Annotated in this window: 26 protein-coding genes; 10 read left to right on the top strand and 16 right to left on the bottom strand. The window is 73.1% G+C overall.

The features are described from left to right. The first annotated feature begins 68 nt into the window (after window positions 1–68). The 4 genes from ABD330_RS19080 (at window position 69) to ABD330_RS19065 (ending at window position 4,884) form a co-directional block, all read left to right on the top strand. Window positions 69–815, top strand: coding sequence for a FadR/GntR family transcriptional regulator (locus ABD330_RS19080; RefSeq protein ID WP_344466611.1), 747 nt, complete (start codon window positions 69–71; stop codon window positions 813–815). A gap of 705 nt (window positions 816–1,520) precedes the next feature. Then, window positions 1,521–2,915, top strand: a complete 1,395-nt coding sequence (locus ABD330_RS19075) for a family 2B encapsulin nanocompartment shell protein (RefSeq protein WP_344466609.1) — start codon at window positions 1,521–1,523, stop codon at window positions 2,913–2,915. Between the two features lie 23 nt (window positions 2,916–2,938). Continuing rightward, the gene (locus tag ABD330_RS19070) at window positions 2,939–4,009 is read left to right on the top strand and encodes a family 2 encapsulin nanocompartment cargo protein terpene cyclase (protein WP_344466607.1); all 1,071 of its coding nucleotides are present in this window, start codon (window positions 2,939–2,941) and stop codon (window positions 4,007–4,009) included. 14 nt (window positions 4,010–4,023) lie between these two features. Then, window positions 4,024–4,884, top strand: a complete 861-nt coding sequence (locus ABD330_RS19065) for a geranyl diphosphate 2-C-methyltransferase (protein WP_344466605.1) — start codon at window positions 4,024–4,026, stop codon at window positions 4,882–4,884. 27 nt (window positions 4,885–4,911) lie between these two features. Here ABD330_RS19065 and ABD330_RS19060 read toward each other — a convergent pair whose 3' ends face one another. The 8 genes from ABD330_RS19060 to ABD330_RS19025 form a co-directional block, all read right to left on the bottom strand. Further along, window positions 4,912–5,412: a phosphatase domain-containing putative toxin gene (locus ABD330_RS19060; protein WP_344466603.1), complete on the bottom strand. Its 501-nt coding sequence runs from the start codon at window positions 5,410–5,412 to the stop codon at window positions 4,912–4,914. 201 nt (window positions 5,413–5,613) lie between these two features. Next, window positions 5,614–6,021, bottom strand: coding sequence for a DUF3224 domain-containing protein (locus tag ABD330_RS19055; RefSeq protein ID WP_344466601.1), 408 nt, complete (start codon window positions 6,019–6,021; stop codon window positions 5,614–5,616). A 45-nt stretch (window positions 6,022–6,066) separates the two neighbouring features. Continuing rightward, window positions 6,067–7,770 (bottom strand): ABC transporter ATP-binding protein, encoded by a 1,704-nt coding sequence (locus tag ABD330_RS19050; protein ID WP_344466599.1) that lies wholly within the window; start codon window positions 7,768–7,770, stop codon window positions 6,067–6,069. Further along, the gene (locus ABD330_RS19045; protein WP_344466597.1) at window positions 7,767–8,756 is read right to left on the bottom strand and encodes an ABC transporter permease; all 990 of its coding nucleotides are present in this window, start codon (window positions 8,754–8,756) and stop codon (window positions 7,767–7,769) included. Before ABD330_RS19045 ends, ABD330_RS19050 begins: the two co-directional genes overlap by 4 nt. Further along, window positions 8,753–9,754 (bottom strand): ABC transporter permease, encoded by a 1,002-nt coding sequence (locus tag ABD330_RS19040; protein ID WP_344466595.1) that lies wholly within the window; start codon window positions 9,752–9,754, stop codon window positions 8,753–8,755. The genes ABD330_RS19045 and ABD330_RS19040 overlap by 4 nt, the downstream gene beginning before the upstream one ends. A gap of 13 nt (window positions 9,755–9,767) precedes the next feature. Next, window positions 9,768–11,471 carry an ABC transporter substrate-binding protein gene (locus ABD330_RS19035; protein WP_344466594.1) on the bottom strand — a complete coding sequence of 568 codons (1,704 nt, stop codon included), beginning with the start codon at window positions 11,469–11,471 and terminating at the stop codon, window positions 9,768–9,770. A 646-nt stretch (window positions 11,472–12,117) separates the two neighbouring features. After that, window positions 12,118–12,753, bottom strand: coding sequence for an Rv1733c family protein (locus tag ABD330_RS19030; RefSeq protein WP_344466593.1), 636 nt, complete (start codon window positions 12,751–12,753; stop codon window positions 12,118–12,120). Between the two features lie 233 nt (window positions 12,754–12,986). After that, entirely contained in the window at window positions 12,987–13,739 is a 753-nt protein-coding gene (locus tag ABD330_RS19025; protein WP_344466635.1) for an AIM24 family protein, read from the bottom strand. Window positions 13,740–14,070: 331 nt separating this feature from the next. On the opposite strand from ABD330_RS19025, the gene ABD330_RS19020 reads away from it, so the two are divergent. Continuing rightward, window positions 14,071–14,841, top strand: coding sequence for an SAM-dependent methyltransferase (locus ABD330_RS19020; protein ID WP_344466591.1), 771 nt, complete (start codon window positions 14,071–14,073; stop codon window positions 14,839–14,841). 354 nt (window positions 14,842–15,195) lie between these two features. On the opposite strand, the gene ABD330_RS19015 is transcribed toward ABD330_RS19020, so the two are convergent. From ABD330_RS19015 to ABD330_RS19005, 3 genes are all read right to left on the bottom strand, one after another. Further along, window positions 15,196–16,440 carry an MAB_1171c family putative transporter gene (locus ABD330_RS19015; protein ID WP_344466589.1) on the bottom strand — a complete coding sequence of 415 codons (1,245 nt, stop codon included), beginning with the start codon at window positions 16,438–16,440 and terminating at the stop codon, window positions 15,196–15,198. A 3-nt stretch (window positions 16,441–16,443) separates the two neighbouring features. After that, a complete protein-coding gene (locus ABD330_RS19010; protein WP_344466587.1) occupies window positions 16,444–17,031 on the bottom strand; it encodes a ParH-like protein in 588 nt (195 codons plus the stop codon). Between the two features lie 80 nt (window positions 17,032–17,111). Next, window positions 17,112–17,540, bottom strand: coding sequence for an XRE family transcriptional regulator (locus tag ABD330_RS19005; RefSeq protein WP_344466585.1), 429 nt, complete (start codon window positions 17,538–17,540; stop codon window positions 17,112–17,114). 218 nt (window positions 17,541–17,758) lie between these two features. Here ABD330_RS19005 and ABD330_RS19000 point away from each other — a divergent pair, with 218 nt between their 5' ends. From ABD330_RS19000 to cpt, 3 genes are all read left to right on the top strand, one after another. Next, window positions 17,759–18,502: a Mut7-C RNAse domain-containing protein gene (locus tag ABD330_RS19000; protein WP_344466583.1), complete on the top strand. Its 744-nt coding sequence runs from the start codon at window positions 17,759–17,761 to the stop codon at window positions 18,500–18,502. A gap of 102 nt (window positions 18,503–18,604) precedes the next feature. Then, window positions 18,605–19,396 (top strand): methyltransferase domain-containing protein, encoded by a 792-nt coding sequence (locus ABD330_RS18995; RefSeq protein WP_344466581.1) that lies wholly within the window; start codon window positions 18,605–18,607, stop codon window positions 19,394–19,396. Window positions 19,397–19,478: 82 nt separating this feature from the next. Beyond that, entirely contained in the window at window positions 19,479–20,015 is a 537-nt protein-coding gene (cpt, locus tag ABD330_RS18990) for a chloramphenicol phosphotransferase CPT (RefSeq protein ID WP_344466579.1), read from the top strand. 81 nt (window positions 20,016–20,096) lie between these two features. On the opposite strand, the gene ABD330_RS18985 is transcribed toward cpt, so the two are convergent. Beyond that, window positions 20,097–20,933 (bottom strand): SAM-dependent methyltransferase, encoded by an 837-nt coding sequence (locus ABD330_RS18985; protein ID WP_344466577.1) that lies wholly within the window; start codon window positions 20,931–20,933, stop codon window positions 20,097–20,099. A gap of 422 nt (window positions 20,934–21,355) precedes the next feature. On the opposite strand from ABD330_RS18985, the gene ABD330_RS18980 reads away from it, so the two are divergent. Then, window positions 21,356–21,928, top strand: coding sequence for an RNA polymerase sigma factor (locus ABD330_RS18980; protein WP_344466575.1), 573 nt, complete (start codon window positions 21,356–21,358; stop codon window positions 21,926–21,928). After that, the gene (locus ABD330_RS18975) at window positions 21,925–22,602 is read left to right on the top strand and encodes a hypothetical protein (protein ID WP_344466573.1); all 678 of its coding nucleotides are present in this window, start codon (window positions 21,925–21,927) and stop codon (window positions 22,600–22,602) included. Before ABD330_RS18980 ends, ABD330_RS18975 begins: the two co-directional genes overlap by 4 nt. Window positions 22,603–22,636: 34 nt before the next feature. Here the strand turns inward: ABD330_RS18975 and ABD330_RS18970 are convergent, their stop codons facing one another. The 4 genes from ABD330_RS18970 to ABD330_RS18955 form a co-directional block, all read right to left on the bottom strand. Beyond that, entirely contained in the window at window positions 22,637–22,933 is a 297-nt protein-coding gene (locus ABD330_RS18970; RefSeq protein ID WP_344466571.1) for a hypothetical protein, read from the bottom strand. Window positions 22,934–22,971: 38 nt separating this feature from the next. Then, entirely contained in the window at window positions 22,972–23,172 is a 201-nt protein-coding gene (locus tag ABD330_RS18965; RefSeq protein ID WP_344466569.1) for a hypothetical protein, read from the bottom strand. A gap of 72 nt (window positions 23,173–23,244) precedes the next feature. Continuing rightward, window positions 23,245–23,460, bottom strand: a complete 216-nt coding sequence (locus ABD330_RS18960; RefSeq protein WP_344466567.1) for a hypothetical protein — start codon at window positions 23,458–23,460, stop codon at window positions 23,245–23,247. A gap of 139 nt (window positions 23,461–23,599) precedes the next feature. Continuing rightward, window positions 23,600–23,839 carry a DUF2277 domain-containing protein gene (locus ABD330_RS18955; protein ID WP_344466565.1) on the bottom strand — a complete coding sequence of 80 codons (240 nt, stop codon included), beginning with the start codon at window positions 23,837–23,839 and terminating at the stop codon, window positions 23,600–23,602. Between the last annotated feature and the right edge of the window lie 8 nt (window positions 23,840–23,847).

Raw genomic sequence — 23,847 nt, 5'->3', positions numbered from 1 at the left:
GGCCACCCCCACGTCAAGAGCCCCTCCGGGTCCCGCCGGACGGAACCGCACCTCGGTACGATTCCCTCGTGGACCAAGCAGACGAGCGCGACACACGGATGGACTGGCAGGGCGGCGCGATCTTCCGCCCCGTCCGGACGGGCAACGCGTTCGAGGAGACGGTCGAGCGGATCCTGGAGGCGGTCAAGCTCGGCGTCTTCGGGTACGGCGACCGCCTGCCGCCCGAGCGGGAACTCGCCGCCCGGCTGCACGTCAGCCGGGAGACGCTGCGCGACGCGATCCGCTCGCTCCAGCAGGCCGGCTGCGTCGAGTCCCGTCGGGGGCGCTACGGCGGCACCTTCGTCACCTACCGGCTGCCGCCGCCCGACCTGGGCGAACTCCGGCGCGCCGTCCAGGACATGGGCACCGAGCTGGAGGACGCGCTGACCTTCCGGATGGTCCTGGAGATCGGCGCCGCCGAACAGGCCGCCAGACGCACGCTCACCCCGGAACAGCGCGACTACCTGCGCCGGCGCCTCGGCGAGCTGGACGAGGCCGCCCCCGAGGACTACCGCCGGCTCGACTCCCGCTTCCACCTCGCGATCGCCGAACTCACCGGCTCGCACTCGCTGGCGGCCGGCATCGCGGAGAGCCGGATGCGGCTCAACGACCTGCTCAACGCCATCCCCATGCTGGAACGCAACATCGCCCACGCCTGCGAGCAGCACCGGGCGATGGCGGAGGCCATCCTGGCGGGCGACGTCGAAGCCGCCCGCCGCTCCACCGAGGAGCACCTCGAAGCCACCGCGGCCCTGCTGCGGGGCTTCCTCGGCTGACCGCACCCGGCCGGCGCCCGGTCGTGCCGCTCCGGCGGGCCCTGTCGGGCCGGGGCTCCGGCAGAGCCGCCCGGGCGCTTCTAACAGACGGTCAGTCGCCGACCGGAGGATTTGAGCCACTGTCGCACTCATGTTCCCCATGAGGCGGAAGTGGCAGGCGGGCGACTTGACGGGAGCAACTCAACTGCGGACCGGCGCGCTTGGCTCCCCGGGCCAAGGGGGGATGCGCAGGGCGGCCCGCCGGGCCGGCGGGCCGCCCTCCCCGGCCGGCCGCCACCCCGGCGCCGCCGAACTCGACTGCAAGCCCCGGGGGTTCGACCCCGAACCGGGCCGCCCCTGCCCGGCCGGGATCCACCGAGGACAGCGCGGACCGGCCGGGCGAACATTGGCGGATTCGTTGCGTATCGACGTCCACTGCTGACCGATCTTGATAGCGTCTGCCGCCGTCGGTCGGGAATTCCGCATTCCGCTCCGCTTTCTCCGTACATCCGCACGTCGGTGCGCCGCCACGGCGCCACACCGGCACGCCCGGACACCTGCACATCCGTACGCCCCGCCCCGGTCCTTCCCCGTCCGTATGCCACCTCCGCATTCCCGCACCTCGCCGCATTCGGGCAGCGAAGCGCACCGCACCGCGGTACGGGCAACCCTGCCCGCCAGTTCTACGGGAGAGTCTCCATGTCGACAGAACCGATAGTGCCGGACATGTCCTCCGCCCAGGACCCGGTACAGCTGAGCCTGAGCACCGCCGCCGCGCGGAACCTGGCCACCACGACCAAGTCCGCTCCGCAGATGCGGGGCATCAGCTCGCGCTGGCTGCTGCGCCGGCTCCCGTGGACGCAGGTGTCGGGCGGCACCTACCGGGTCAATCGCAGACTCTCGCTCGCGGTCGGCCGGGGCCGGGTCCGCTTCGTCCAGTCAGGTGCGGACAACGTCCGGGTCATCCCCGAGACGCTGCGGGAGATCCCGGTGCTGCGCGGATTCGGCGACGACGCGCTGCTCGCCGAGTTGGCCGGCCGCTTCACCCCGCGCGATTTCCGCAGTGGCGACGTCCTCGCCGAGGAGGGCCGGCCGATCACGGAGGTCTTCCTGATCGCGCACGGCCGCGTCGAACGGATCGTGACCGGAAAGTACGGCGACCGCAAAGCCGTCGGCACCCTCTCCGACGGCGACCACCTCGGCGACGAGGCACTGTTGCACCGCGAGCCGAAGTGGACGGCCACCGCGAAGGCCACCACGGCCGGGACTCTGCTCGCCCTCCCGTGGGACTCCTTCCTGAGCCTGTTCGAACGCTCCGCGAGCCTGCGCGAGCACGTCGACGCCTTCCTTACCCGGTCCTCCCGCAGGGTCAACTCCAAGGGCGAGGTGGAGGTCGCCGTCTCGGCCGGCCACGAAGGCGAGTCCGAGATCCCCGGGTCGTTCGTCGACTACGACCTCGCACCCCGCGAGTACGAACTCTCGCTGACCCAGACCGTCCTGCGGGTGCACTCCCGGGTCGCCGACCTCTACAACGACCCGATGAACCAGTTGCAGGAGCAACTGCGCCTGACCGTCGAGGAGATCCGCGAACGCCAGGAGTGGGAGCTGCTGAACAACCGGGAGTTCGGCCTGCTCCACAACGTCGACTACGACCAGCGGATCAACACCTGGTCCGGGCCGCCGACCCCGGACGACATGGACGACCTGCTGGCGATGCGCCGGGGCACCGACATGTTCCTGGCCCACCCCAAGGCGGTCGCGGCCTTCTTCCGCGAGTGCAACCGGCGCGGCATCTCCCCCGACGGCGTCGACGTGGGCGGCCACCAGGTCCCGGCCTGGCGCGGGGTGCCGATCTTCCCCTGCAGCAAGATCCCGGTCACCGACGGCCACACCTCCGCCATCCTGGCGATGCGGACCGGCGAGGAGAACCAGGGCGTCATCGGGCTGCACCAGACCGGAATCCCGGACGAGTACGAGCCGAGCCTGAACGTCCGGTTCATGGGCATCGACGACACCGCCGTCATGCGGTACCTGGTGACGGCCTACTACTCGGCCGCGATCCTCGTCCAGGACGCCGTCGGCATCCTGGAGAACGTCGACATCGCCGCCCCCCGGTCCTGACCCGTCCCCTCCAGGAGGACCCGATGGCAGCCTTCGACACCACCGACCGGCCGGTCCCCACCGGCCCCACCGGGCTGGGCACTTCGGCGGCCCGGATCACCGATCTGCTGCGGCCGCGAACCGCGGCTCCCCGGGGGAGCCGCGTCCCCGAGCTGTACTGCCCGCCGCCCCTGCGCGACGACCCCGCCCTGGGCGAGGAGGTGAACCGCCGCCTGGTCCGCTGGGCCGAAGAAGTAGGCATCTACGAAGGCCAGTTGGACAAGTTCCAGCAGGCGGACTACGGGCGGCTGCTGATGCTCGCCCACCCCGACACCGACGACCCGGACCGGCTGCTCGCCGCGGGCCGTTGCATGGCGGCGGAGTTCGCCGTCGACGACTACTTCTGCGAGGACGCCGCCACCACCGGCCGGCCGCAGCGCCTGGGACCGCAGCTGATGCTGGCCCAGGCGGCGATCGACCCCGGCCGGATGCCGAGCGGGTACCACGAGCGCTACGAGCGCGAGATACGCGAGCAGCCGGTGTGGCACGCGCTCCGCCGCTCGGTGCTGGAACTGGGCCGGTACGCCACCGGATCGCAGGTCAACCGGCTCCGGCAGGAGATCGCCGGGCTCTTCCTCGGCATGGACGCCGAAGCGGGCTGGCGCATCGAGGGCACCCCTCCGGCGGTCTGGGAGTATCTGGCGAATCGTCAGATGAACAGCTTCCTGCCCTGCATGACACTGGTCGACACGGTCGGCGGCTACCTGCTCCCGGCCGACGTCTACGGGCGCCCGGACGTCCGCCGGGCGACCCTGCAGGCCGCCCTCGCCTCCGTCCTGCTCAACGACATCTACTCGATGCACAAGGAGGGCGGCGCGCAGGGTGTCGAGTACAACCTGCCCACCGTGCTGATGGCCGAGGACGGCTGCTCGCCCGACGAGGCGATCCAGCGGTCCGCCGCGATCCACGACGAACTCGTGCGCTCCTTCGAGGCCGCAGCGGCCTCGCTCACCCTCGCCGGCGACCCGGTCCTGACCCGCTACCTGGGCGCTCTGTGGGCCTGGCTCGGCGGCAACCGGGAGTGGCACGCCACCAGCCCCCGCTACAACCAGTGAAGGAAGAAGCAGTCATGACGACTCTCGACACCCCCTCCCCCGTCCTCACCACCAGGTACCAGCAGTCGGTGGCCGACTACTGGAACGAGGAGAAGGACCCCGTCAACATCCGGCTGGGCGACGTCACCGGCACGTACCACCACCACTACGGCATCGGCGCGGTGGACCACACCGCCCTCGAAGGCCCGGAGGAGACCCGCGAGGAGCGGGTGATCGCCGAGATGCACCGGCTGGAGATCGCCCAGGCCGACTTCCTCCTCGACCAGCTCGGCGAGGTCGGGCCGGACGACCGGATCCTCGACGCGGGCTCCGGCCGGGGCGGCACCAGCTTCATGGCCAACCTCCGGTTCGGCAGCCGGGGCGACGGCATCTCCATCTCCGAGGAGCAGGTGAAGTTCGCCAACCAGCAGGCCGAGCAGCGCGGTGTGGCCGACAAGGTCGCCTTCCACTTCCGCAACATGCTCGACAACGGCTTCCCGGACGCCGCCTTCCGGTCCGTCTGGAACAACGAGAGCACCATGTACGTCGACCTGTACGAGCTCTTCGCGGAGCACGCCCGCGTACTGAAGCCCGGTGGCCGGTACGTCACCATCACCGGCTGCTTCAACGACGTGCACGGCCGCCAGCCGTCCCGGGCCGTCAGCCAGATCGACGCGCACTACATCTGCGACATCCACCCGCGCAGCGCGTACTTCGCCGCCATGGCGGCGAACAACCTGCTCCCGATCAGCGTCGTCGACCTGACCGCCGCCACCATCCCCTACTGGGAGCTGCGGGCCGGGTCGTCCGTGGCGACCGGCATCGAGTCGGCCTTCCTGACCGCCTACAAGGAGGGCAGCTTCCAGTACCTGATGATCGCGGCCGACAAGGTCTGAGGCAGCAGGCTCCGGTGCCCGGGGCGGCTACTCCTGGACCGACCCGTCGGCGGGCAGGGCGAACGCCCATGCCCGTTGTTCGGCGGTGTCGGGGACGGCCAGGCCCCGGGCCCGTTCGATGCGCTGCCAGGCGTCCTCGGGGTCGGCGCCCTCCAGGATCAGCAGCGCGGCCGCCAGCAGCGAGGAGCGGCCGATGCCCGCGCGGCAGTGCGTGACGACGTGCGCGCCCGCGCGCAGCTGACCGGCGAGTTCGCGCAGCGCCGGCAGCACGGCGGCGGGGTCGGGCACGGTGCGGTCGGGGATCGGCAGCGGGACGAACCGCAGCCCGGCCGCCACCGCCGCCCGGGGCTCCTCGGTGAGGCCGAGCTCGTCGAGTTCGGGGCCGGTGAGCGCGCAGACCAGCACGTCCACGCCGTGCCGGCGCAGCGCGGTCATCTCGTCCTCCAGCCAGTCACCGCCACGGGGTCGGGCCATGGTGCTCAGCCGCCCCGGGCCCGGGCGGTCGACGGTGAAGAGGGAAGGTCGCACGGCAGCGGTACTTCTTTCGTTCGGCGGGAACAGCGCGGGGCCGGCGGGACCGGCGGGACCGACAGGATCAGCCGCGTCGGCGGGCGGGGGGCGGCTCTGCGGCCTGTCGGCGGGCCGGACGGCCCGACCGGGGCAGGTTCTCTGTGCCGGTCCCGGCGCCGGGAGTCGGTGCGACCGGCTCCCGGCCCGGCCCGCAGGGCCTCAGCCGGTCTCGTAGTCGAACCAGATCCGGTGCGTCCCGTCGGCCTCGACCGTCATCCCGCCGGTGCCGGTGATCCCGGCCAGTTCGCCGGTACCGCTGGAGGGCACCACGACGAAGAACTCGGCGCTGCGGTCACTGCCGGACGTGGTCGCCGAGTGGGCGAAGTTGAAGGCGCCCTCGCGGCCGTTCAGCGAGCCTTCGAAGGACTCCATCGCCACGTAGGTGCCGATGCCGGTCGCCTGGTCGAACGCGGCGGTGAACAACGTGGCGGAGCGGCCCGCGACCTCGCCCTCGAAATGCTTCTCCATCTTCGCGACACCCACCGGGACCCCGGTCGGCACGGCCGGCTCCGGGACCAGCTCGGTCGGCACGAAGCTCTTCACACTGAACGTTCCGTCAGCTCTCATGCGGCCGATCGTAGCGGCGCCCGCCGACAGCGCCCGGCCCGGAGCTCACGCTCCGGCCAGGGCCCGGCCCTCCCCGCTCGGTGCGGGCCGGGGCACCTCCCGCAGTGCGGCCCGGGCGGCGCGGCGGGTGTCCGCCTCGGCGGGGTCGAGGACGGGTACGGCCGCCAGCAGCGTCCGGGTGTACGGGTGCTGCGGGGCGGTGTACACCTCGTCCACCGGGCCGAGTTCGACGATCCGGCCCTGCCGCATCACCGCGACCCGGTCGCTGACCTGGCGGACGACGGCGAGGTCGTGGGCGATGAAGACCAGGGTCAGCCCGAACTCGGCCTGGAGGCCGGCCAGCAGCCGGACCACCTGGGCCTGGGTGGTGACGTCGAGGGCGGAGACCGGCTCGTCGCAGACGATCAGCTTGGGCCGCAGGGCCAGCGCCCGGGCGATGCCGACCCGCTGGCGCTGGCCGCCGGAGAGCTCGTGCGGGTAGCGGTGGTACCAGTCCGGCCGCAGGCCGACCCGTTCGAGCAGTTCGCCCGCCTCCGCCCGGAGCTGACCGCCGGAGCGGCCGCCGCGCACCCGCAGCGGGTCCGCGACGGATTCGCCGACGGTGCGGCGCGGGTTGAGCGAGGAGACCGGGTCCTGGAAGACCATCTGGAGGTCGGGCCGCAGCGGCCGCAGGCTCCGCTCGGAGGCGTGCGCGAGGTCCGCGCCCTCGAACCGGATCCCGCCGGAGGTGGGCTGGTCCAGGCGTACCAGCAGCCGCCCCAGCGTGCTCTTGCCGCTGCCGCTCTCGCCGACCACGCCGAGCGTCTCGCCGCGCCGGACGTCCAGGGTGACGCCGTCGACGGCGCGCAGCTTCGCGCGTGCGCCGAACAGGCCCGCCCGCTCGGGGGCGGGGTAGTGGCGGTGCAGGTCGGTGACGCTCAGCAGCACGTCGGCGGAGGGCGCCGGCCGCTCGCGCGGACTGTCCAGCCGGGGCACCGCCGCGAGCAGTTCACGGGTGTACGGCTCGCGCGGCGCGCCGAGGACTCCGGCCACCCGGCCGTGTTCGACGGCCCGGCCGTCCCGCATCACCAGGACCCGGTCGGTGTTGCCCGCGACGACGCCGAGGTCGTGGGTGACCAGCAGCAGCGCCATGCCGTGCTCGGCCCGCAACTCGTGCAGCAGGTCGAGGATCTGGGCCTGGACGGTGACGTCCAGGGCGGTGGTGGGCTCGTCCGCGATCAGCAGTTTCGGCGAGCAGGCCAGCGCCATCGCGATCAGCGCGCGCTGGCGCATGCCGCCGGAGAACTCGTGCGGGTGGGCCCTGGCCCGCTTGGCGGCGTCCGGGATGCCGACCCGGTCGAGCACCTCGACGGCGCGGTCGCGCGCGGCCCGGCGGGTGGAGCCGGTGTGCACCCGGTGCACCTCGGCGATCTGGTCGCCGATGGTCCAGTAGGGGTCGAGTGCGGAGAGCGGGTCCTGGAAGACCATCGCGGCCCGCGCGCCGCGCAGGGCGCGCAGTTCGGCCTCGGTCGCGCCGAGCACGTCGGTGCCGTCCACCCGGACGGTGCCGGTGACCTCGGCCCCGCCGGCCCGGTGCAGGCCGAGCAGGGCGAGGGCGACGGTGCTCTTGCCGGAGCCGGACTCGCCCACCAGGCCGAGCGACTCGCCCGCGCCGAGCTCGAAGGAGAGCCCGTCGACGGCGGGGGGCGCGCCCGCGCCGAACGCGACGCGCAGCTGCGAGACCTCCACCAGTTTCCGACGGTCCGTCATGCCACGCTCACTCTCGGGTCGGCCAGCGCGTAGAGCACGTCGGCGGCGGCGTTGGCGATCACGATGAAGAAGCCCGCGAAGAGCGTCACCCCGACCACCACCGGCAGGTCGATCTGGTTGACCGAGTTCACCAGCAGCCGCCCGAGCCCGTCGAAGCCGAACACCGACTCGGTGAGCATCGCGCCGCCCAGGATCTGGCCGACGTCGATGGCGAGCATCGTCACCACCGGCACCAGCGCGCCGCGCAGCGCGTGGCCGAAGACGATCCGGCGCTCGGAGAGCCCGTAGGCGCGGTTGGTCCTGATGTGGTCCTCGGCGAGGGTCTCCAGCAGGCTGCTGCGGGTCATCCGGGCGTACGCGGCCGAGATGATCAGCGCGAGCGAGAACCAGGGCAGCACCAGGTTGGCCGCCCACTGCGCGGGGTCGTCGGTGAAGGCGGTGTAGCTGGGGAAGGGCATCCACTGGAGGGAGGCGCAGAACAGCATCACCAGCATCAGGCCGATCAGGAACACCGGCGTGGACATCCCGGCCAGGGTGAGCGCGGTGAGCGCCCGCTCGGCGAACCGGCCGCGCCGCAGCGCGGAGAGCAGGCCGGTGCCGACGCCGAGCAGCAGCCAGAGCACCATCGCGCCGACGGTGAGCGAGAAGTCCACCGGGATGCGCTGGGTGACCATCTGCAGCACGGGCTGGTCGGTCTGGAACGAGTAGCCGAGGCAGGGTGCGGCGCAGCGGGTGACGTCGGTGCCGGAGTCGAAGCTGCGGCCGGCCACCAGCCCGTGCAGGAACTGCCAGTACTGCTCCCAGACCGGCAGGTCGGTGCCGAGCTTGTGCCGGACGACGGCGAGCCGGGCGCCGTCGCAGCCCTTGCCGCAGACCAGCACGGCCGGGTCGTGCGGGGCGGCGAAGAAGACGACGTAGATGACGGCCGACATGGCCAGCAGCACCAGCAGGGTGCTGACGGTCCGCCGGAGCAGGAAGCGGATCACGCCTCGGCCTCCTCGGGGTTGCGCTTGCCGCGCCGGCGGTCGAGCCCGGCGCGCAGGCGGGACTTGGCGCGCGGGTCGAGCGCGGTGCGGACGCTCTCGCCGAGCACGGTGAAGGCGAGGACGGTGACGAACAGCAGGGTGGCGGGCAGCAGGACGTAACTCGGGTCGGCCTGGAACCAGTCGGTGGCGCTCGCCAGCATCTGCCCCCAGGAGGGGGTGGGCGGCCGGACGCCGACGCCGAGGAAGGAGAGGCCGGCCTCCTGGGTGACGTTGGCGGGCAGTTGCAGCACGCCGTAGGTGATCACCGGCCCGGCCAGCGCGGGCAGGATCTCCCGCCGCGCCACCCGCGCGCGCCGGGCGCCGGTCAGCCGGGCCGCCGCGACGTAGTCGAGGCCGCGCAGGCCGAACACCTGGCCGCGCACGATCCGGGCGGTCTGCCCCCAGCCGAGCACGCCGATGACCAGCATCAGCAGCAGCGGCCGGGGGAACCCGCCGGGGACGACGGCCATCAGCGCGACGGCGAAGACCAGCGACGGGAAGGCGATCACCAGGTCCATCGCCCGGCTGAGCACGGTGTCGACCGCGCGGCTGCCGAGCCCGGCCGCCAGGCCGATCACGACGCCGAGCGTGATCTGCACCGCCGTCGCGCCGAGCGAGACGGCGAGCGAGACCTGCGCGCCGGTCACCAGCCGGGCGAGCACGTCCCGGCCGGTGCCGGGTTCGACACCGAGCCAGTGCGCGCCGCTCGCGCCGCCGAACGGCCCGATCGGCACGCCGCCGGTCGCCGAGTCGATCAGGCTGTTGTGGAAGGTGGTCGCGTTCTGGCCCTCCAGCGCGCAGATCAGCGGCGCGGCGGCGGCGATCAGGACCAGCAGGGCGACCGCGACCAGCGCGGCGAGCGCCGCGCGGTCGGCGCGCAGCCGTTGCCACACCTGGTGGCGGCCGGGCGGGCGCGGGTCCACGTCCGGGCTCCGAGGGACCGTCGAGGTCTCGCTCATCGGGGAGGGGTCCTTACTTGACCGAGATGCGGGACAGGTCGTAGAGCCCGTTCCACTGGCTGACGTAGGTGTTCTTCACGTCCTTGCCGTAGAGCCGCTTGTAGACCGGGTGGTACAGCGGCACGGTGTACGCCTGCTTGCCGAGTTCGGCGTCCAGGCTGCCCCAGGCCTTGGCGGCCTGGGCCGAGTCGGTGAGCCGGTTGGCGGCGTCGATCTCGGCGTTGACCTTGGGGTCGTCCAGCTGGGCGGAGTTGTAGTTGCCGCCGTCGGCGAGGATCTGCCGCCCGTCGAAGACGGGTGCCAGGAACGGCCCGCCGGACGGCCAGTCGGCGCCCCAGCTGGCCAGGAACAGGCCCGGCTCGGTGGCGGGCTTCTGGTACTTGGTCTGGTAGTCGTCGTCGGCCGTGCCGTCGAGCTTGACGGTGATCCCGGCCTTGCCGAGCGCCTCCTGCACGGCGGCCGCGACCTCGGGGCCGCTGCCGTCGCCGGTCACGGTGGAGTGGCTGAGCGTGATGGTCAGCCCGTTCGGGTAACCGGCCTGCGCCAGCAGCTCCTTGGCCTTGGCCGGGTCGCCGTTCTGCCCGGCGGGGAAGTAGTCGTACGGGGTGTAGCCGAAGGCGGGCTGGTCGGGCAGGAAGGTGGTCGCGGGCTTGGCGACGGAGCTGCCGCCGACCGCGTTGACCACCGACTCGCGGTCGATCGCGTACGAGACCGCCTGGCGCACCCGGACGTCGTCGAACGGCTTCACCTTCGGGTTGAAGGCGAGGTACTGGGTCTCGCCGAAGAAGCCGGTGACGACCCGGCTCTTGAGTGCGGCGTCGCTGTTCAGCCGGGCCAGCACCGAGGCGTTCACGTTGGTGTCGCTGGTGACGGCACCCGCGTCGTCCCCCGTGCCGGCGGCGAGCCGCTGGTTGATGACGGACTGGTCCAGGCCGGAGTTCACCACGACCTTGTCCGGGCAGGCGAGGCGCTGGTCGTCGGCGGAGCGCGACCAGTTGGGGTTGCGGTCCAGCACGATGGTCTTGCCGCCGTCGTTGCTGACCACCTTGTAGGGGCCGGAGGAGACCGGGTGCTTCTGGTAACTCGTGCCGGTGTCCTTGTCCTTGGGGACCGGCGCGAACTGGGTGGCGGTGGCCAGGAACGGGAAGTCGCCCTCGGGCTTGCGCAGCTTGAAGACGATGGTGGTGTCGTCCGGCGTCTCGATCGAGGCGAGGTCGCCGCCCTTATACGGGCCCTGGTACGCCTCCCCGCCGATCAGCCAGTCGCGCAGGTACGGCGGGCCGCCGGGCAGCTCGGGGGCGAAGGAGCGCTCGACGCCGTACTTCACGTCGGCCGACCTGATCGGGGTGCCGTCCTCGAACTTCAGGCCCGGCTTGAGGTGGTAGGTCCAGACCGTGGCGTCCTGGTTGGGCTTGCCGGTGTCGGTGGCCAGGTCGGGCACGACCTTGGCGCTGTCCGGGCCGTCGGTGGTGTGGTTGCGGGTGGTCAGGGTCCGGAAGACCAGCGTGGGCACCTTGCCGCCGCCGGAGGTGTAGAGCTCGGCCGGGTCGAAGTTCCCCTGGCCGCGGTGGTTCAGCACCGTCAGGGTGCCGCCCTGGCAGGTCGCCGGGTCGAAGGCAGCCGAGGAGCCCTTGCTCCCTCCGGCGCCGCAGGCCGCGGTCAGCCCGGCCAGCAGTGCGACGGCGGAAGCCGCGACAGCGGCCCTGCTCTTGCTCATGGTGAACCTCTCGGGGGTACTTCGTGGACCACCGGATCACGGCGGTCCACAGGCGGGACGGAAGGGTCGAAGGCGGCGTTGGCGGAGACGGCGGCGGAACGACGCGGCGCGGCGAAGCCCGGGGAGTGGATCCGCGGCCGCGACCGGCCGGACACGAAGGGACGGGGTGCGACCGGCCCGAGCGCGCCCGATCGAGGCCGACCGGCCGGGCGAGGACATGTCACGACGGTACGCCGGAATATCGTGACGGACCGTCAGGATTCCTGGCGTCAGGGTCTCTTCGTCAGTTTCGCTTCGTCACCGACATCGACAGGCGACAGCGCCCACGAGGGTCACGGGCACGCCGAGCAGCGCCGGCTCAGTGGCGGCGCGGAGGCGGGACGGACCGTTCGGGGACATGCGGAAAACTTTGATGCCCTATAAGAAAATAGTCAAATCACTTGCCATAAATCGGTACAAATAGTGCATAATTCTGTACCTGGTATCGGTATCAGGACCGCACGGAGGCCTGCGGAAGGACTGACGGTGACCGGCCACCGGCCGGTCACGCACCACCCGCTCACGCGGCCCGGTCACGTACCGCAGGTCACGTACCGCAGGTCACCCACCGCCGGTCACCCACCGCCGGTCACCCACCGCGTCCGGGTCAGCGCTCGCCGTTCCCGGGCCGGCGGCTGCGCCCCGACCAGACCGGCTCCACCTGCTCCCAGTCCGGCTCCCAGGCCCGTACGGCCCGGCGCTCCAGGACCCGGCGGCGGGCGCCGTACCCGACCCGGGCCAGCACCGCCAGGCCGCTCAGCACGCCCAGCCCGTAGATCCCGGCGGCGGCCGTCAGCTCGGAGCCCGGGCGGGGACGCGAGGCCGGGCTCCCGGCGTCGTCGACCCAGAGGGCCACCCGGGTGCCCACCGGAGCCCCGCTGGGCACGTCGATCACGCCGCCGCGCCCGGTGGCCTGCGGGTACGCCCAGGCGGCCTGCGCCTGGGCCGCCGTCCCGACCGGGTTGTCCACCGCCGTCGCGACCGTGGTCGCGGTCACCTGGTGCCGGTGCAGGGCCGTCTGCCGCTCGGTCGCCCGCATACCGGCCAGCAGCACCAGCGCGACCAGCGTGGCCACGACCACCGACAGGACCATGCACGGCACCACCGCCACCAGCAGCCTGCTGCGCGAGCGGTCCACCGGGCGGCAGAGCGGATTGGAGTCCCTGCCGACGGCGCGCCGCAGGTGGGTGGCGGCCGACTCGTGCGGGACCGGCCGAGTGTGCGGGACGAATACGGCGGACATGACGCGCCTCCTCGGTAAGGAGCTGCGACCACCGGCCGGGCCGGAGGGGTACACCTGTCAGTCTGCCCCCGATTCACGCTCCACCCCCAGGCCGGGCCCGAGAATTCGCGGCGGATCGGCCCGCGCCCGGACGCCCGGCGGCGCGGAGCGGGCCGGGCCGCCGGATCCGGCCCGGCCGGGCCCGCGCACACGGCTCCTGCCGGGCCCGCGCCCGGCCCGGCCCGGCCCCGGCGTCAGCCGCGCAGGATGCCCCCGACTATGGAGCCGATCCCGGCGCCCTCACCGACAGCCACCGCGCCGTCGCGGGCCAGGTACGGCTCCAGCGCGTGGGCCAGGCCGGACAGCGGCATGCTCTGCAGCCAGATCCGGCCGGGGCCGGTCAGCGCCACCAGGAAGATGCCGTCACCGCCGAAGATCTTGTTGGCGATACCGGGGATCCGGGTGATGGTGAACTGCACCGACTCGTCGAACATGCCGACGTGCCCGGGGTGCACCAGCATGGTCTGCCCGGCGCCGAGGTTGTACTCGGTGACCTCGCCGGACAGCTCGATCCAGGCCCGGCCCTGGCCCTGGAGCCGCTGGAGCACGAAGCCCTCGCCGCCCCACAGCCCGCCGCGGAAGGTCTGCTGGAGGCCGACCGTGGGGGTGATCCCGGGGGTGCCGCAGATCCAGCCGTGGCGGTGCACCACGAGGCCCCGGCCCGGCGCGACGTCCACCGGCAGGATGTGGCCGGGCACCTTGGCGGCGAAGGCCACCAGACCCGTTCCGTTCTGCGCCTGGTACTGCGTCAGGAAGATGCCGCCACCGCCGACCGCGCGCTTCAGGGTGTTCATGAAGCCGCCCTTGCCCCCGGCGTTGGTGGTCTGCGACATCTGCATGTTGGCCGACATCCACGACAGCTCGCCGTGGGGGGAGATCACCGTCTCGCCCTGCGCCAACTCGATCTCCAGCACCGGCATCGTGCTGCCCTTGACCACAGCCTGCATACTGCTCACTCCCCCAGTCGAACCTGTCGAACCCGACCGGATCCGGTCGGATCCGGTCGGCCGCGGTCGGACCCTGTCGAATCCCGTTGGACCACGGCACTTCACGGCACATCACGGCACATCACGGCGGGCCCGGCCGACCCCGGTCGGCGGACCACGGCCGCACGGTACCGCGTCACCCCTGCCCCGACCAGGGCGGGGGCGGGAACGGCCGTCACCGGCCCACCCCGTCCGTACGACTGTCCGAGGCGGAGGCTATGCTTCCCCCCACCGCGCAGCGGTGCCGGTCGACCAGGGGAGAGACGTGCAGAAGTCCGAGCAGGACCGTGACATGACGGGACTTCAGACCGACCGTCCCCATCCCGCCCGCATCTACGACTACTGGTTGGGCGGCAAGGACAACTTCCCGCCCGACCGTAGCGCCGCCGAGCACGCCATCAGCGTCTCGGCGGACATCCCGGCGGCGGCCCGCGAGAACCGGGGCTTCCTGCAGCGCGCGGTCCGGATGTGCGCCGAGGCCGGCATCCGGCAGTTCATCGACATCGGCGCCGGCCTGCCCTCCCCCGGCAACGTGCACGAGGCGGCCCACAGCGTCACGCCCGACGCCCGGGTGGTCTACGTCGACAACGACCCGATCGTGCTGACCCACGGCCGGGCCCTGCTCGCCGACAACCGCTCGACCACCGTACTGACCGGCGACGTCCGCCAGTTGGACGAATTGCTGGACCGGCCGGAGCTGCTGGACCTGGTGGACCTCTCACAGCCGGTGGCCGTGCTGCTCGTCGCCGTCCTGCACTTCGTCACGGACGAGCAGGCCCGGGAGGCGGTGGAGAAGGTCCGCAGCCGGGTGGCGCCGGGCAGCTACCTGCTGCTTTCGCACAGCACCTTCGAGGGCAACCCCGAGCGGGCGGCCGCAGCCGCCAAGACCTGGGACAAGACCGAGACCGGCATCAACCTGCGCGGCCGGGCCCACGTCGAGACCTTCTTCGACGGCTGGGAACTGCTGGAGCCGGGCGTCGACTTCGTGCCGCTCTGGCGCCCGGACGGCCCGACCGAGAACACCACCCGCTGGATGTACGCCGGGGTCGGCCGCAAGGCCTGATCCGTCGGCGAGGGGCCCGGCCCCCGTGCGGCACCGGCGCGCGGGGCGCCCCTGGAGGAGCCGGCCGCCCATCGGCGGCGTTCCTCCAGGGGGTCTCCCCCCGGAGACGACACCGGGCCCTGGATTGGGGTCCACGACGAGGTCGGCGCCACGTCCATTGACGCACCCCGACCGCCCCATGTCATCAGCACAGATGAATGAAGCGTCAGCTTGGCCTGACTTCCATTCATTTTGGCTGACATCGGCCGCCTCCTGGACGGCCGGATCCCGTCCTCCGGGCCCGGCGGAATCCCGGGCCCGGAGCCGCCGGGCCCCGGAGCCCCAGGACCCGGAGCCCCAGGACCCGGCGGCTGCTCAGTCCCGCCCGGGGTGGAGTTCCGCCCTGACGCGCCGGCGGATCTCCTGCACGGCGGCCGAGTGCGTGAAAGCCTCGGTGACCAGGACCAGCCAGGCGCTCTCCGCGTCGGTGTCGGCGCGGACGGCGTGCGGGGTGTAGTCGGAGGCGGCGCGGTACCGGCAGCCGGCCGCGGCGGCCTCCAGCGCGGCCGCTATGACGGCCGCTTCGACGAGCGCGGCCGCCCGGGTCGCCGCCGTGTCCCCGGCACCCGGCCCGCCCTCGGCGGGCGTCGCGGCGGCGGCCGCCGCCCAGGCCGGCACCTGCGGGTGGAAGTACGGGCGCAGCGCCAGGTGTCCGTCGTGGATCTCGATGATGCGGCGGTAGCGGGCGAACTCCGCGTTCCGCAGCGCGCGGACGGCGCCCGCGCGCGCGGTCGGCGCTTCGAGCGCCGTCTGCGGGTGGGCCGCGTGCAGGGCCGACCAGAGCGGGCCGATCCGGCGGTAGTCGCGCACCGTGCGGAGCCAGCGGGCCGGCCCGGTCAGCCGGTTGCCCCAGGCCGTGACGGTCGCCCCGCTGATGCCGAGTACGAGCACGAGCAGGGCGACGGGTGCGGAGCCCGCGTCCTCCCCGGCCTCCTGCCGGCCGGTGGCCAGCCCGGCGAGCAGGGGGGAGACGCTCTGCGCCGTCCAGACCAGCCCCGCCACCCCGGCGGCGACGATCAGCCGCAGGCCGACCCGGAGCAGGCCCGGCCCGACGTGCCGGGCCGCCCGGTGGATCACCACCGTGAACAGGCCCACGCACCAGCAACTGTGCAGCGTGAACAGGGCGCTGTGCAGTCCGAGCGCCGACCTGCCGTCCGCCGCGACGACGAGTGTGCTGCCGTCCGCGGACGTCACCCCCGCCGCCAGGTAGGTCGCCGCGCACGCCGCCATCACCAGCAGCGAGCCCGCGGTCTGCCGGCGGCGGTGACGCGGCCGGTCCGGGTCGGGGGAGCGTACCGAGTACGCCATCAGGGTGAGGAAGTACTCCCCGGCGAGTTTGAGTTCGGCCCCGACGAGCGGCAGCGCGTCGCGGGCGGGGGCGGCCCAGACCCGGACGAGGGCGCTGGTGGCGGGTGCCAGCACGGCCAGCGAGAGGCCCATGCAGAGGGTGAAGCCGACCACGTACCGCGCCCCGGCCGAGGACCAGCGGGCCGGCCAGAGCCGGTGCGCCGCACCGAGGACGGCGACGGCGCAGGCCAGATATCCAAAGAAGTTGATCATTGGTCAGACGGACTCGGACGGACCGTGCGGTGGCGCCGCGTCGAACAGTGAGCCGAGCCGGGCCGCCGTCGTGCCCGCCGGACCGAATCCGCCCGCCGGGCGGGCGGGCGGCGGGCCGGCCACGCGTCCGGCCGGCCGGCGGTCCGCCGCGCGGTGCAGGACGAGCGAGGCGAACACCTCGGCCTCCTGCTCCTGGACCTCGGTGTAGACGCTGCGGCCGAGCACCCGGTTGATCAACTCGCTGGAGAGGCTGGGCGCCAGGGCCGCCGCGACGGCCGGGCTGAGCACGGTGCTGCCGCGGTGGCCGCACAGCAGGTGCCCGACCTCGTGGAGCACGATGTGCTGCTGGTGCAGGGGGGTGGTGTCGCGCGGGTAGCCGATGTACTCGGCCCGGTCCGTGGTCACCAGGACCCCGCACGGGCTGCACGTGGAGGAGGGCAGCGGCACCAGCTCCACCGGACGCCCCAGCCGGGAGGACACCAGGTCCGCGAGGACGGCGGCGTCGAACTCCGTCGGCACGTTCAGGGTGTCGGCGATTCGCCGGCACCGCCGCCAGAGCTTCCTGCGCTGCCACGCTCCACCGGTCGCCACGCGTTCCCTCCCAGTCTCCGGGTCACCGATGCACCGCACACGGTGGTATCGATCCTAGGAGTGGCCGACGGTTCCCGGTATCAGTCGGACCGGCGGGATTTGGACTCCCGGCGCGCGATCGCCTCGATCATGTCGCTGATCGTGCCGAGGCCCTCCGGCGAGAGGGTGACCGCGCGCAGCGCGACGTCCCGGACTCCGGCGTCCCGCAGGGCGCCGAGCAGGGCGAGTTCCTCGGCGATCCGGTCGCCGGCCTCGTCGTCGAAGAAGTAGGCGTGCGGGACCTGGAAGAACTGGGCCAGCGACTCCAGGTGACGCTTGGTCGGGTTGTCCCGCCGCCCGGTCCGCAGCTGCCAGAGGTAGGTGGTCGAGAAGGACTCGCCGGTGGCCTCCCGGCAGGCGCGGGCCACCTCTTCGTTGCTGTGCGGCTCGCCGCCCGGTCGCCGGACAGTCCGGAACAGCTTCTCGATCTTCTCGGCGAGCGTGGACGCTCCCGTCTCGGCTGGGGTCACCGCACGCCTCCCTCGCTAGGTCCTGGACGCCCATCCTAATGCGCGTCAGGCCGAACCCGAACGGGGTGAGCCGAGTTGTCGTAGAGCTCTCACCGAACCTGCACCCCGCCCGGCGCCCCGCGCCCGCCGACACCGGGCCTCCCACTCCGGGCCGCCGGGGTACGCGGCCGCCCGGAAAGCGCTGGCCGCGGCCGGCCCCGCGCTGGCATGCTGGCCGCGTGGAGAGACCGGAGATCTGGATCAGCTTTGCCCCTGAACTGCACGTCTTCGTCGCTGCGGCGCAGCGGCGGGGCCGGACGGCGGTGCGCACCGACGGCGCCTCGACGCTCGGCCACGTGGTGGAGTCCCTCGGGGCGCCGCTCACCGAGGTCGGCGTGCTGACCGCCGACGGGCGGGAGGTGCGCACCTCCCACATCCCGGCGGACGGCGAGGAGATCACCGTGCTCGGCGTACCCCGGCCCCAGCAGCTCCCGGGGCCGGCCCGGTTCCTGCTCGACGTCCACCTCGGCACCCTCGCGCGGCGGCTGCGGCTGCTGGGCGTGGACACCGCGTACGAGAGCCTGGACATCGGCGACGCCGCGCTGGCCGCCCGCTCGGCCGCCGAGCAGCGGGTGATGCTCTCCCGCGACCGGGGCCTGCTGCGCCGCCGCGAGCTCTGGGCGGGTGCGTACGTCTACAGCCACCGGCCGGCCGAGCAGCTCAAGGACGTGCTGTCCCGCTTCGCGCCCCCGCTCGCGCCCTGGACCAGGTGCACGGCCTGCAACGGGACGCTGCGCGCCGCGAGCAAGGAGGACCTGCACGAGCAGTTGCACGACGGCACCGAGCGCTCGTACGACACCTTCGCCCAGTGCACCGACTGCGGCCAGGCGTACTGGCGCGGGGCCCACCACTCCCGCCTGAACGACATCGTCGAAGAGAGCCTCCAGGAGTTCGGCGGGCCGCCGGACCGCGTCCGGCACTGATCGGGCGCCGATCCGGCACCGACCTGAATATCTTGACATCGAGATACATCCGGGCCATCCTCGGCCATATATCTTGATGTCGAGATACTTTCAGGAGTTGCGATGACCTCCGTCCGCTGGGACCCCGCTCAGTACCTCCGCTACGCCGACGAGCGCACCCGCCCGCTGCACGACCTGCTCTCCCGGGTGCCCGCCCTCCCCTGCGGGCCCGGCCCCGTGGTCCTGGACATCGGCTGCGGCCCGGGCAACTCCACCGCCGTCCTGCGCGGGCGCTGGCCCGGGGCCCGGATCACCGGCATCGACAGCTCGCCCGAGATGCTGGCCATCGCCCGCGCCGAGGGCGAGCCGAACGCCGACTACCTGCTGGCCGACGCCGCCGGGTACGACCCGGCCCCCGCCGCGCCCGACCTGATCGTCAGCAACTCCACCCTGCACTGGCTGCCCGGCCACCGGGAGCTGCTGCCCCGCTGGGCCGCCGCCCTGCGCCCCGGTGCAAGCCTCGCCTTCCAGGTCCCCGGCAACTTCGACGCCCCCAGCCACACCCTGCTCGCCGGACTCGCCCGCAGCGCCCGCTGGGCCGGGGCCCTCGGCCCGGCCGGCGAGCGGGTCGGTGTCCACTCGCCCGCCGAGTACCTGGAGACGCTGGCCGCGGCGGACTGCACGGTCGACGTCTGGGAGACCACCTACAGCACCCTGCTCCCCGGCCCCGACCCGGTCCTCGACTGGACGAAGGGCACCGCGCTGCGCCCCGTCCTCACCCGGCTGACCGATCCCGCCGACCGCGAGCGCTTCACCGCCGAGTACGCCGCCCTGCTCCGCGAGGCCTACCCGTCCGGCCCGTACGGCACGGTCTTCCCGTTCCGCCGGATCTTCGCGGTCGCCACCCGTCGTTAGACCCCGACCGTCGGCGAAGGGCCACCCGGCACTACCCGGGAATGCGCCCCGCGCACCGCCCGGGTGGTCCTAGTGTGGAGTGATGACGACCCAGGTGATCGTGCTCAACGGCGGCTCCAGCGCCGGGAAATCCGGTCTCGCCCGGTGCCTTCAGGCCGTTCTGCCGGACCCGTGGCTGACCTTCGGAATCGACACGCTGATCGAGGGCATGCCCGCGTCGCTGCGGACCTCGGAGGCGGGAATCCACTTCGCCCCGGACGGCACCGTGCTGCTCGGGTCAGCGTTCCGGTCACTGGAGGAGGCCTGGATCAAGGGCATCGCCGCGATGGCCCGCGCGGGTGCCCGGGTCGTCGTCGACGAGGTGTTCCTCGGCGGAGCGGCCTCCCAACTGCGATGGCAGGAGGCACTGCACGGCCTGCGGGTGCTCTGGGTCGGCGTCAGGTGCGAGACCGAGGTCGCCGCGGGCCGTGAGCTCGCACGCGGCGACCGGGCACTCGGAACGGCCGAAGCGCAGGCGGAACTGGTCCACCAGGGCGTGCACTACGACCTGGAGGTGGACACCACCGGGACCGAGCCGCTGGCCTGCGCGCGGATCGTCGCGGCCCACGTCGTCAGCTGACCCGACGACGCGGCACCGGATCAGCACCGAGTCAGCCGGTCGCCGTCACCGTGGAGCCGTCGCCGCCATCGCCGCCGCGCCTCAACGCCGCAGGGCGACCGCTCCGTAGCAGGCGGCCTCGGCGTCGGCGACCGGCTCCGCCGCGGAGGTCTCGTCGGGCCGCCACCGGGGAGTGGCGGCGACCCCCGGGTCGAGCAGTTCCCAGCCGCTGAACAGCCGGGCGAACTCCTCCCGGGTCCGGGCCTGTACGGGGGTGCCGGCGTTCGCGTAGACCTGCTCCACCCGCGCGATGTCCTCGGGGGCGAAGTCCTGGGTCGCGTGGCTGACCACCAGGGCGCTGCCCGGGGGCAGTTCCGCCTTGAACGCCTCCACCAGCCGGTGCGCGCCGGTCGCCGCGGTGTCCGGTACGAAGTGCAGGATCGCGTTCAGGCTCAGCGCGATCGGCCGGGAGAAGTCGAGGAGTTCGCGGGCGGCGGAGAGGACGCTCTCCGGTTCGCGGACGTCGGCGTGCACGTAGGCGGTCCGGCCCTCGGGGGCGCTGTGCAGCAGGTGCTGGGCGTGGGTGAGCACGATCGGGTCGTTGTCCGCGTAGACCACCCGGGACTGCGGGGCGATCCGTTGGGCGATCTCGTGCAGGTTCGGCGAGGTCGGGATACCGGTGCCGATGTCGAGGAACTGCCGGATCCCGGCCTCGGCGAGGGCCCGGGTGGAGCGGTGCATGAACGCCCGGTTGGCACGCGCGGCCGAACGGGCCCACGGGAAGACCGCCAGCGCGTGGGCGGCCGCCTCCCGGTCGGGGGCGAAGTTGGTCGTCCCGCCGAGGTAGAAGTCGTACATCCGGGCCGAGTGTGCGACGTGCACGTCGAGATTGACCTCGACGGTCGGTTCGATGTCGCTCCGGGTCGTGTCGCCGGTCATCCGCTCCCCCATGTGTCACCCGTCCGCCGGTCCGTCCGCGGCGGTCCGCCGCGGCCCGCGCCGCACTGGCGGGGCCTGGCGGACCCTGGCGCGGCCTGTCCCCACCTATGCCCACGGCGACGACGGGGCAAGCAGGAACCGCCCCCGTCGTTCCCGGAGGTCGATCGTATCCGATCGCAAGAAGGTGACACCTGATCGGTTCTGACGTCTGATCACCAGTGGACCGGGGATTTCCGACGGCAGATCACCTCATCATCCGATCACTTCACAATCCGGGCCCGCATGGGATCCAATGTTCCCGTGGGGGAAAGGAGTTCCCCCCTTGGCAGCCGCCACGACCGGCCCGCACCCCCGGGCGGCCAGACGCGGCGGACGGCCGGGCGGCGCCCCTCGAACGGGTGACCGCCGGGGAGGATTGGAACGTGACCGAGAACGACTGGGCGGTACGGTCGGCCAACCGGCCCCGCTTGACGTTCGACGCGTTCTGCGAGACGCACGAGCGCGCCTGGACCGGCATCGCCCGGGCGCGGCTGCACGACGAGGCGGACGTGGCCAGGACGGTCGAGGCCATGAAGGCCGACCTGTGGCGGAACTGGGCGATCGCCCTGCGCCAGCCCGTCCCGGCCTGCTACGCCTGGATGCTGATCAAGGAGCGGGTGGCGGACACCCTGGCCGAGGCCGCACTGAAGACCGTACGGCCCGCGGTCGAGGCCGCGGTGCCGCCCTGGGTGGAGCTGGTGGGCCTGTTCTCGGGCCTGGCCCGGCTCGGACCGGCGGCGCCCGGCGACCCGGCCGACCTCTACCGGGCCTTCCTCCAACTGCCCGAGCGCCAGTACGACGTGGTGGTCCTGCGGCACCTGCTCGGACTGAAGGACGCCATGATCGCCGACTACCTGGGCACCACCGAGGCGAACGTCCGGAGCACCGCGGGCCAGGCGGCCAGACGGCTCACCCGCAAGCTCGACCGCCACCGGGACCAGGGAGGCACACCGTGACCGGACCGGACCGGCTGCTCGCCGACACCCCGTACGCGCTGCGCGAGCAGCCGCGCCGCGAGCCGGCGGCCGCCCCGCCGGACGGCGCCGACGGCCTGCCCTGGCGGCGGCTGATGACCGCGCCCGCGCCCTTCCCGTCCGAACACCAGCAGGCGGCGCACGAACTGGACCTGCTCGCCGCCCTCGTCCTGGCCCAGCCGCCGGCCGCCGCCTCGCTGGACCTGCTGGTCAACGACCGGCACATCCACCCCGAGGGGGCACTCGTCCTCGGCGCCCTGCTCCAGGTGACCGGCCACCCGGACGGGGCGCAGCTCTGGTGGCAGTTCGCGGCCGGCGGCGGCAACTACACGGCCGCCTCCTGTCTGAACCTGCTGCACCGCAGCCGCGGGGAACCCCTGGACGCGGACTTCTGGCGCCTCCAGGCCGAACAACTCGCCGCCGACCCCCGGCCCGTGCGGCAGGTCCTCGACTCACCGCGCGAGCTGCTGCCCCGGCACGTCCGCGCCGACATCATCGCCCGCTGCCACGAAGGCCTCGACCTGCGGCTGCCGCCCCGGCTGGCGGCCGTGGTCAACCAGCTTCCGGTGCACGGCGACGACGAGGACTACGGCGAGATCCGGCAGCTCTCGGCCGGCCTGGTCCGCAACCTGGCCGACGCCGCGGCCGGAGCTTGACCCGCGCCGCACGCACGCCCACCCGGGCCGGTCGTCAGAACGGCTCGCTGCCCCGGCCGTTGATCTCCATCCACAGCTCACCGGCCGCGTGCTCGACGGCGACGAAGCTCCCGTCGCGGCCGTCCGGCAGCCTCAGCCTGCCCCACCGCTGGCCGGACGACGCCCAGAAGCCGTCGCCGCCGTCGGCACTGCGATCGGCACTCTGTTCGGCCTGCACCGTGCCCCACCAGCGCGACAGGTCGTCGGCCGGGTGTTCGGCGTACAGATCGGCCTCGACCGGGATCGCCTTGCCGCCGCTGAGGACGTTGGCCGGCCCGTGGTACCTGCTCATCGTCCCAGCGTAGACCGCATCACGGCCCGGCGCGCGGGTCAGTTCTCCGGTGCCCAGGCCACGCAGGCGATCATGGACACCGGGAAGCTGTAGACCGTGTTCTCGTCCGCGGTGAGCCGGACGTGCACCCAGTCGTCCTCCCGGCGCACCGCCAGGCCGTCCATCTGCGCACCGAAGACCACTCCGCCGACCACCACGATCTCGCGGAACACCACGGTCGCGGTCACGAAGTCACCCATACAGTCAGCCTGCGCCCGGTGGAAGCCCGCCGCACCCGGGCGGCGGCCCGCGACGGCCGGGCGGGCCGCCGGCTACGCGTCGTACCCGGCCGGGATGCCGTCCGCCTCCCACTCGATCCGGGCCACCGCGTGCGCCGGGAGCGAGACGAGCCGTCTCCCGTCCCGCTCGACCCAGACCCACCCCCGGCCGTCCACGTACACGCTGCCCTGGAGCGAGTCGTCGGCCGTGGCACCGGGATTGACGTGGCCCTCCTCGTGCACGAGCCGGACGGTCGCGGGGCTTCCCACCGGCCGTCCTGTCCCCGACCGCCGGTCGCGTTCCTCTTGCTGGTCCATACCCAGGATGGTCCGGCCCGGCGCCCCTCCCCGCCACCGCACTCCCCCGGCGGCCGCACCGGGGGCGGGCCCGGCCACCGGCCGGACGGACCTACGGCGCCGCGGCACCCGGTGCGAGGCTCGGCGCGCCCCGCACCACCAGGTCGGCGAGCAGCTCGCGGGTCGCGTCCGCGACGGTGGCCACCGCCTGGTCGAACACCTCGCGGTTGTGCGCGGCGGGCGCCCGGAACCCGGAGACCTTGCGGACGTACTGCAAGGCCGCCGCATGGATGTCCTCCTCGGTGACCTCGGGCGTCACGGGAGCACGGAGGGTCTTGATGCTTCGGCACATGCCCCCAG

It is taken from the genome of Kitasatospora kazusensis, assembly GCF_039529945.1.
Lineage (GTDB): Bacteria > Actinomycetota > Actinomycetes > Streptomycetales > Streptomycetaceae > Kitasatospora > Kitasatospora kazusensis.
This window is presented reverse-complemented; position numbering and strand designations above follow the sequence as displayed.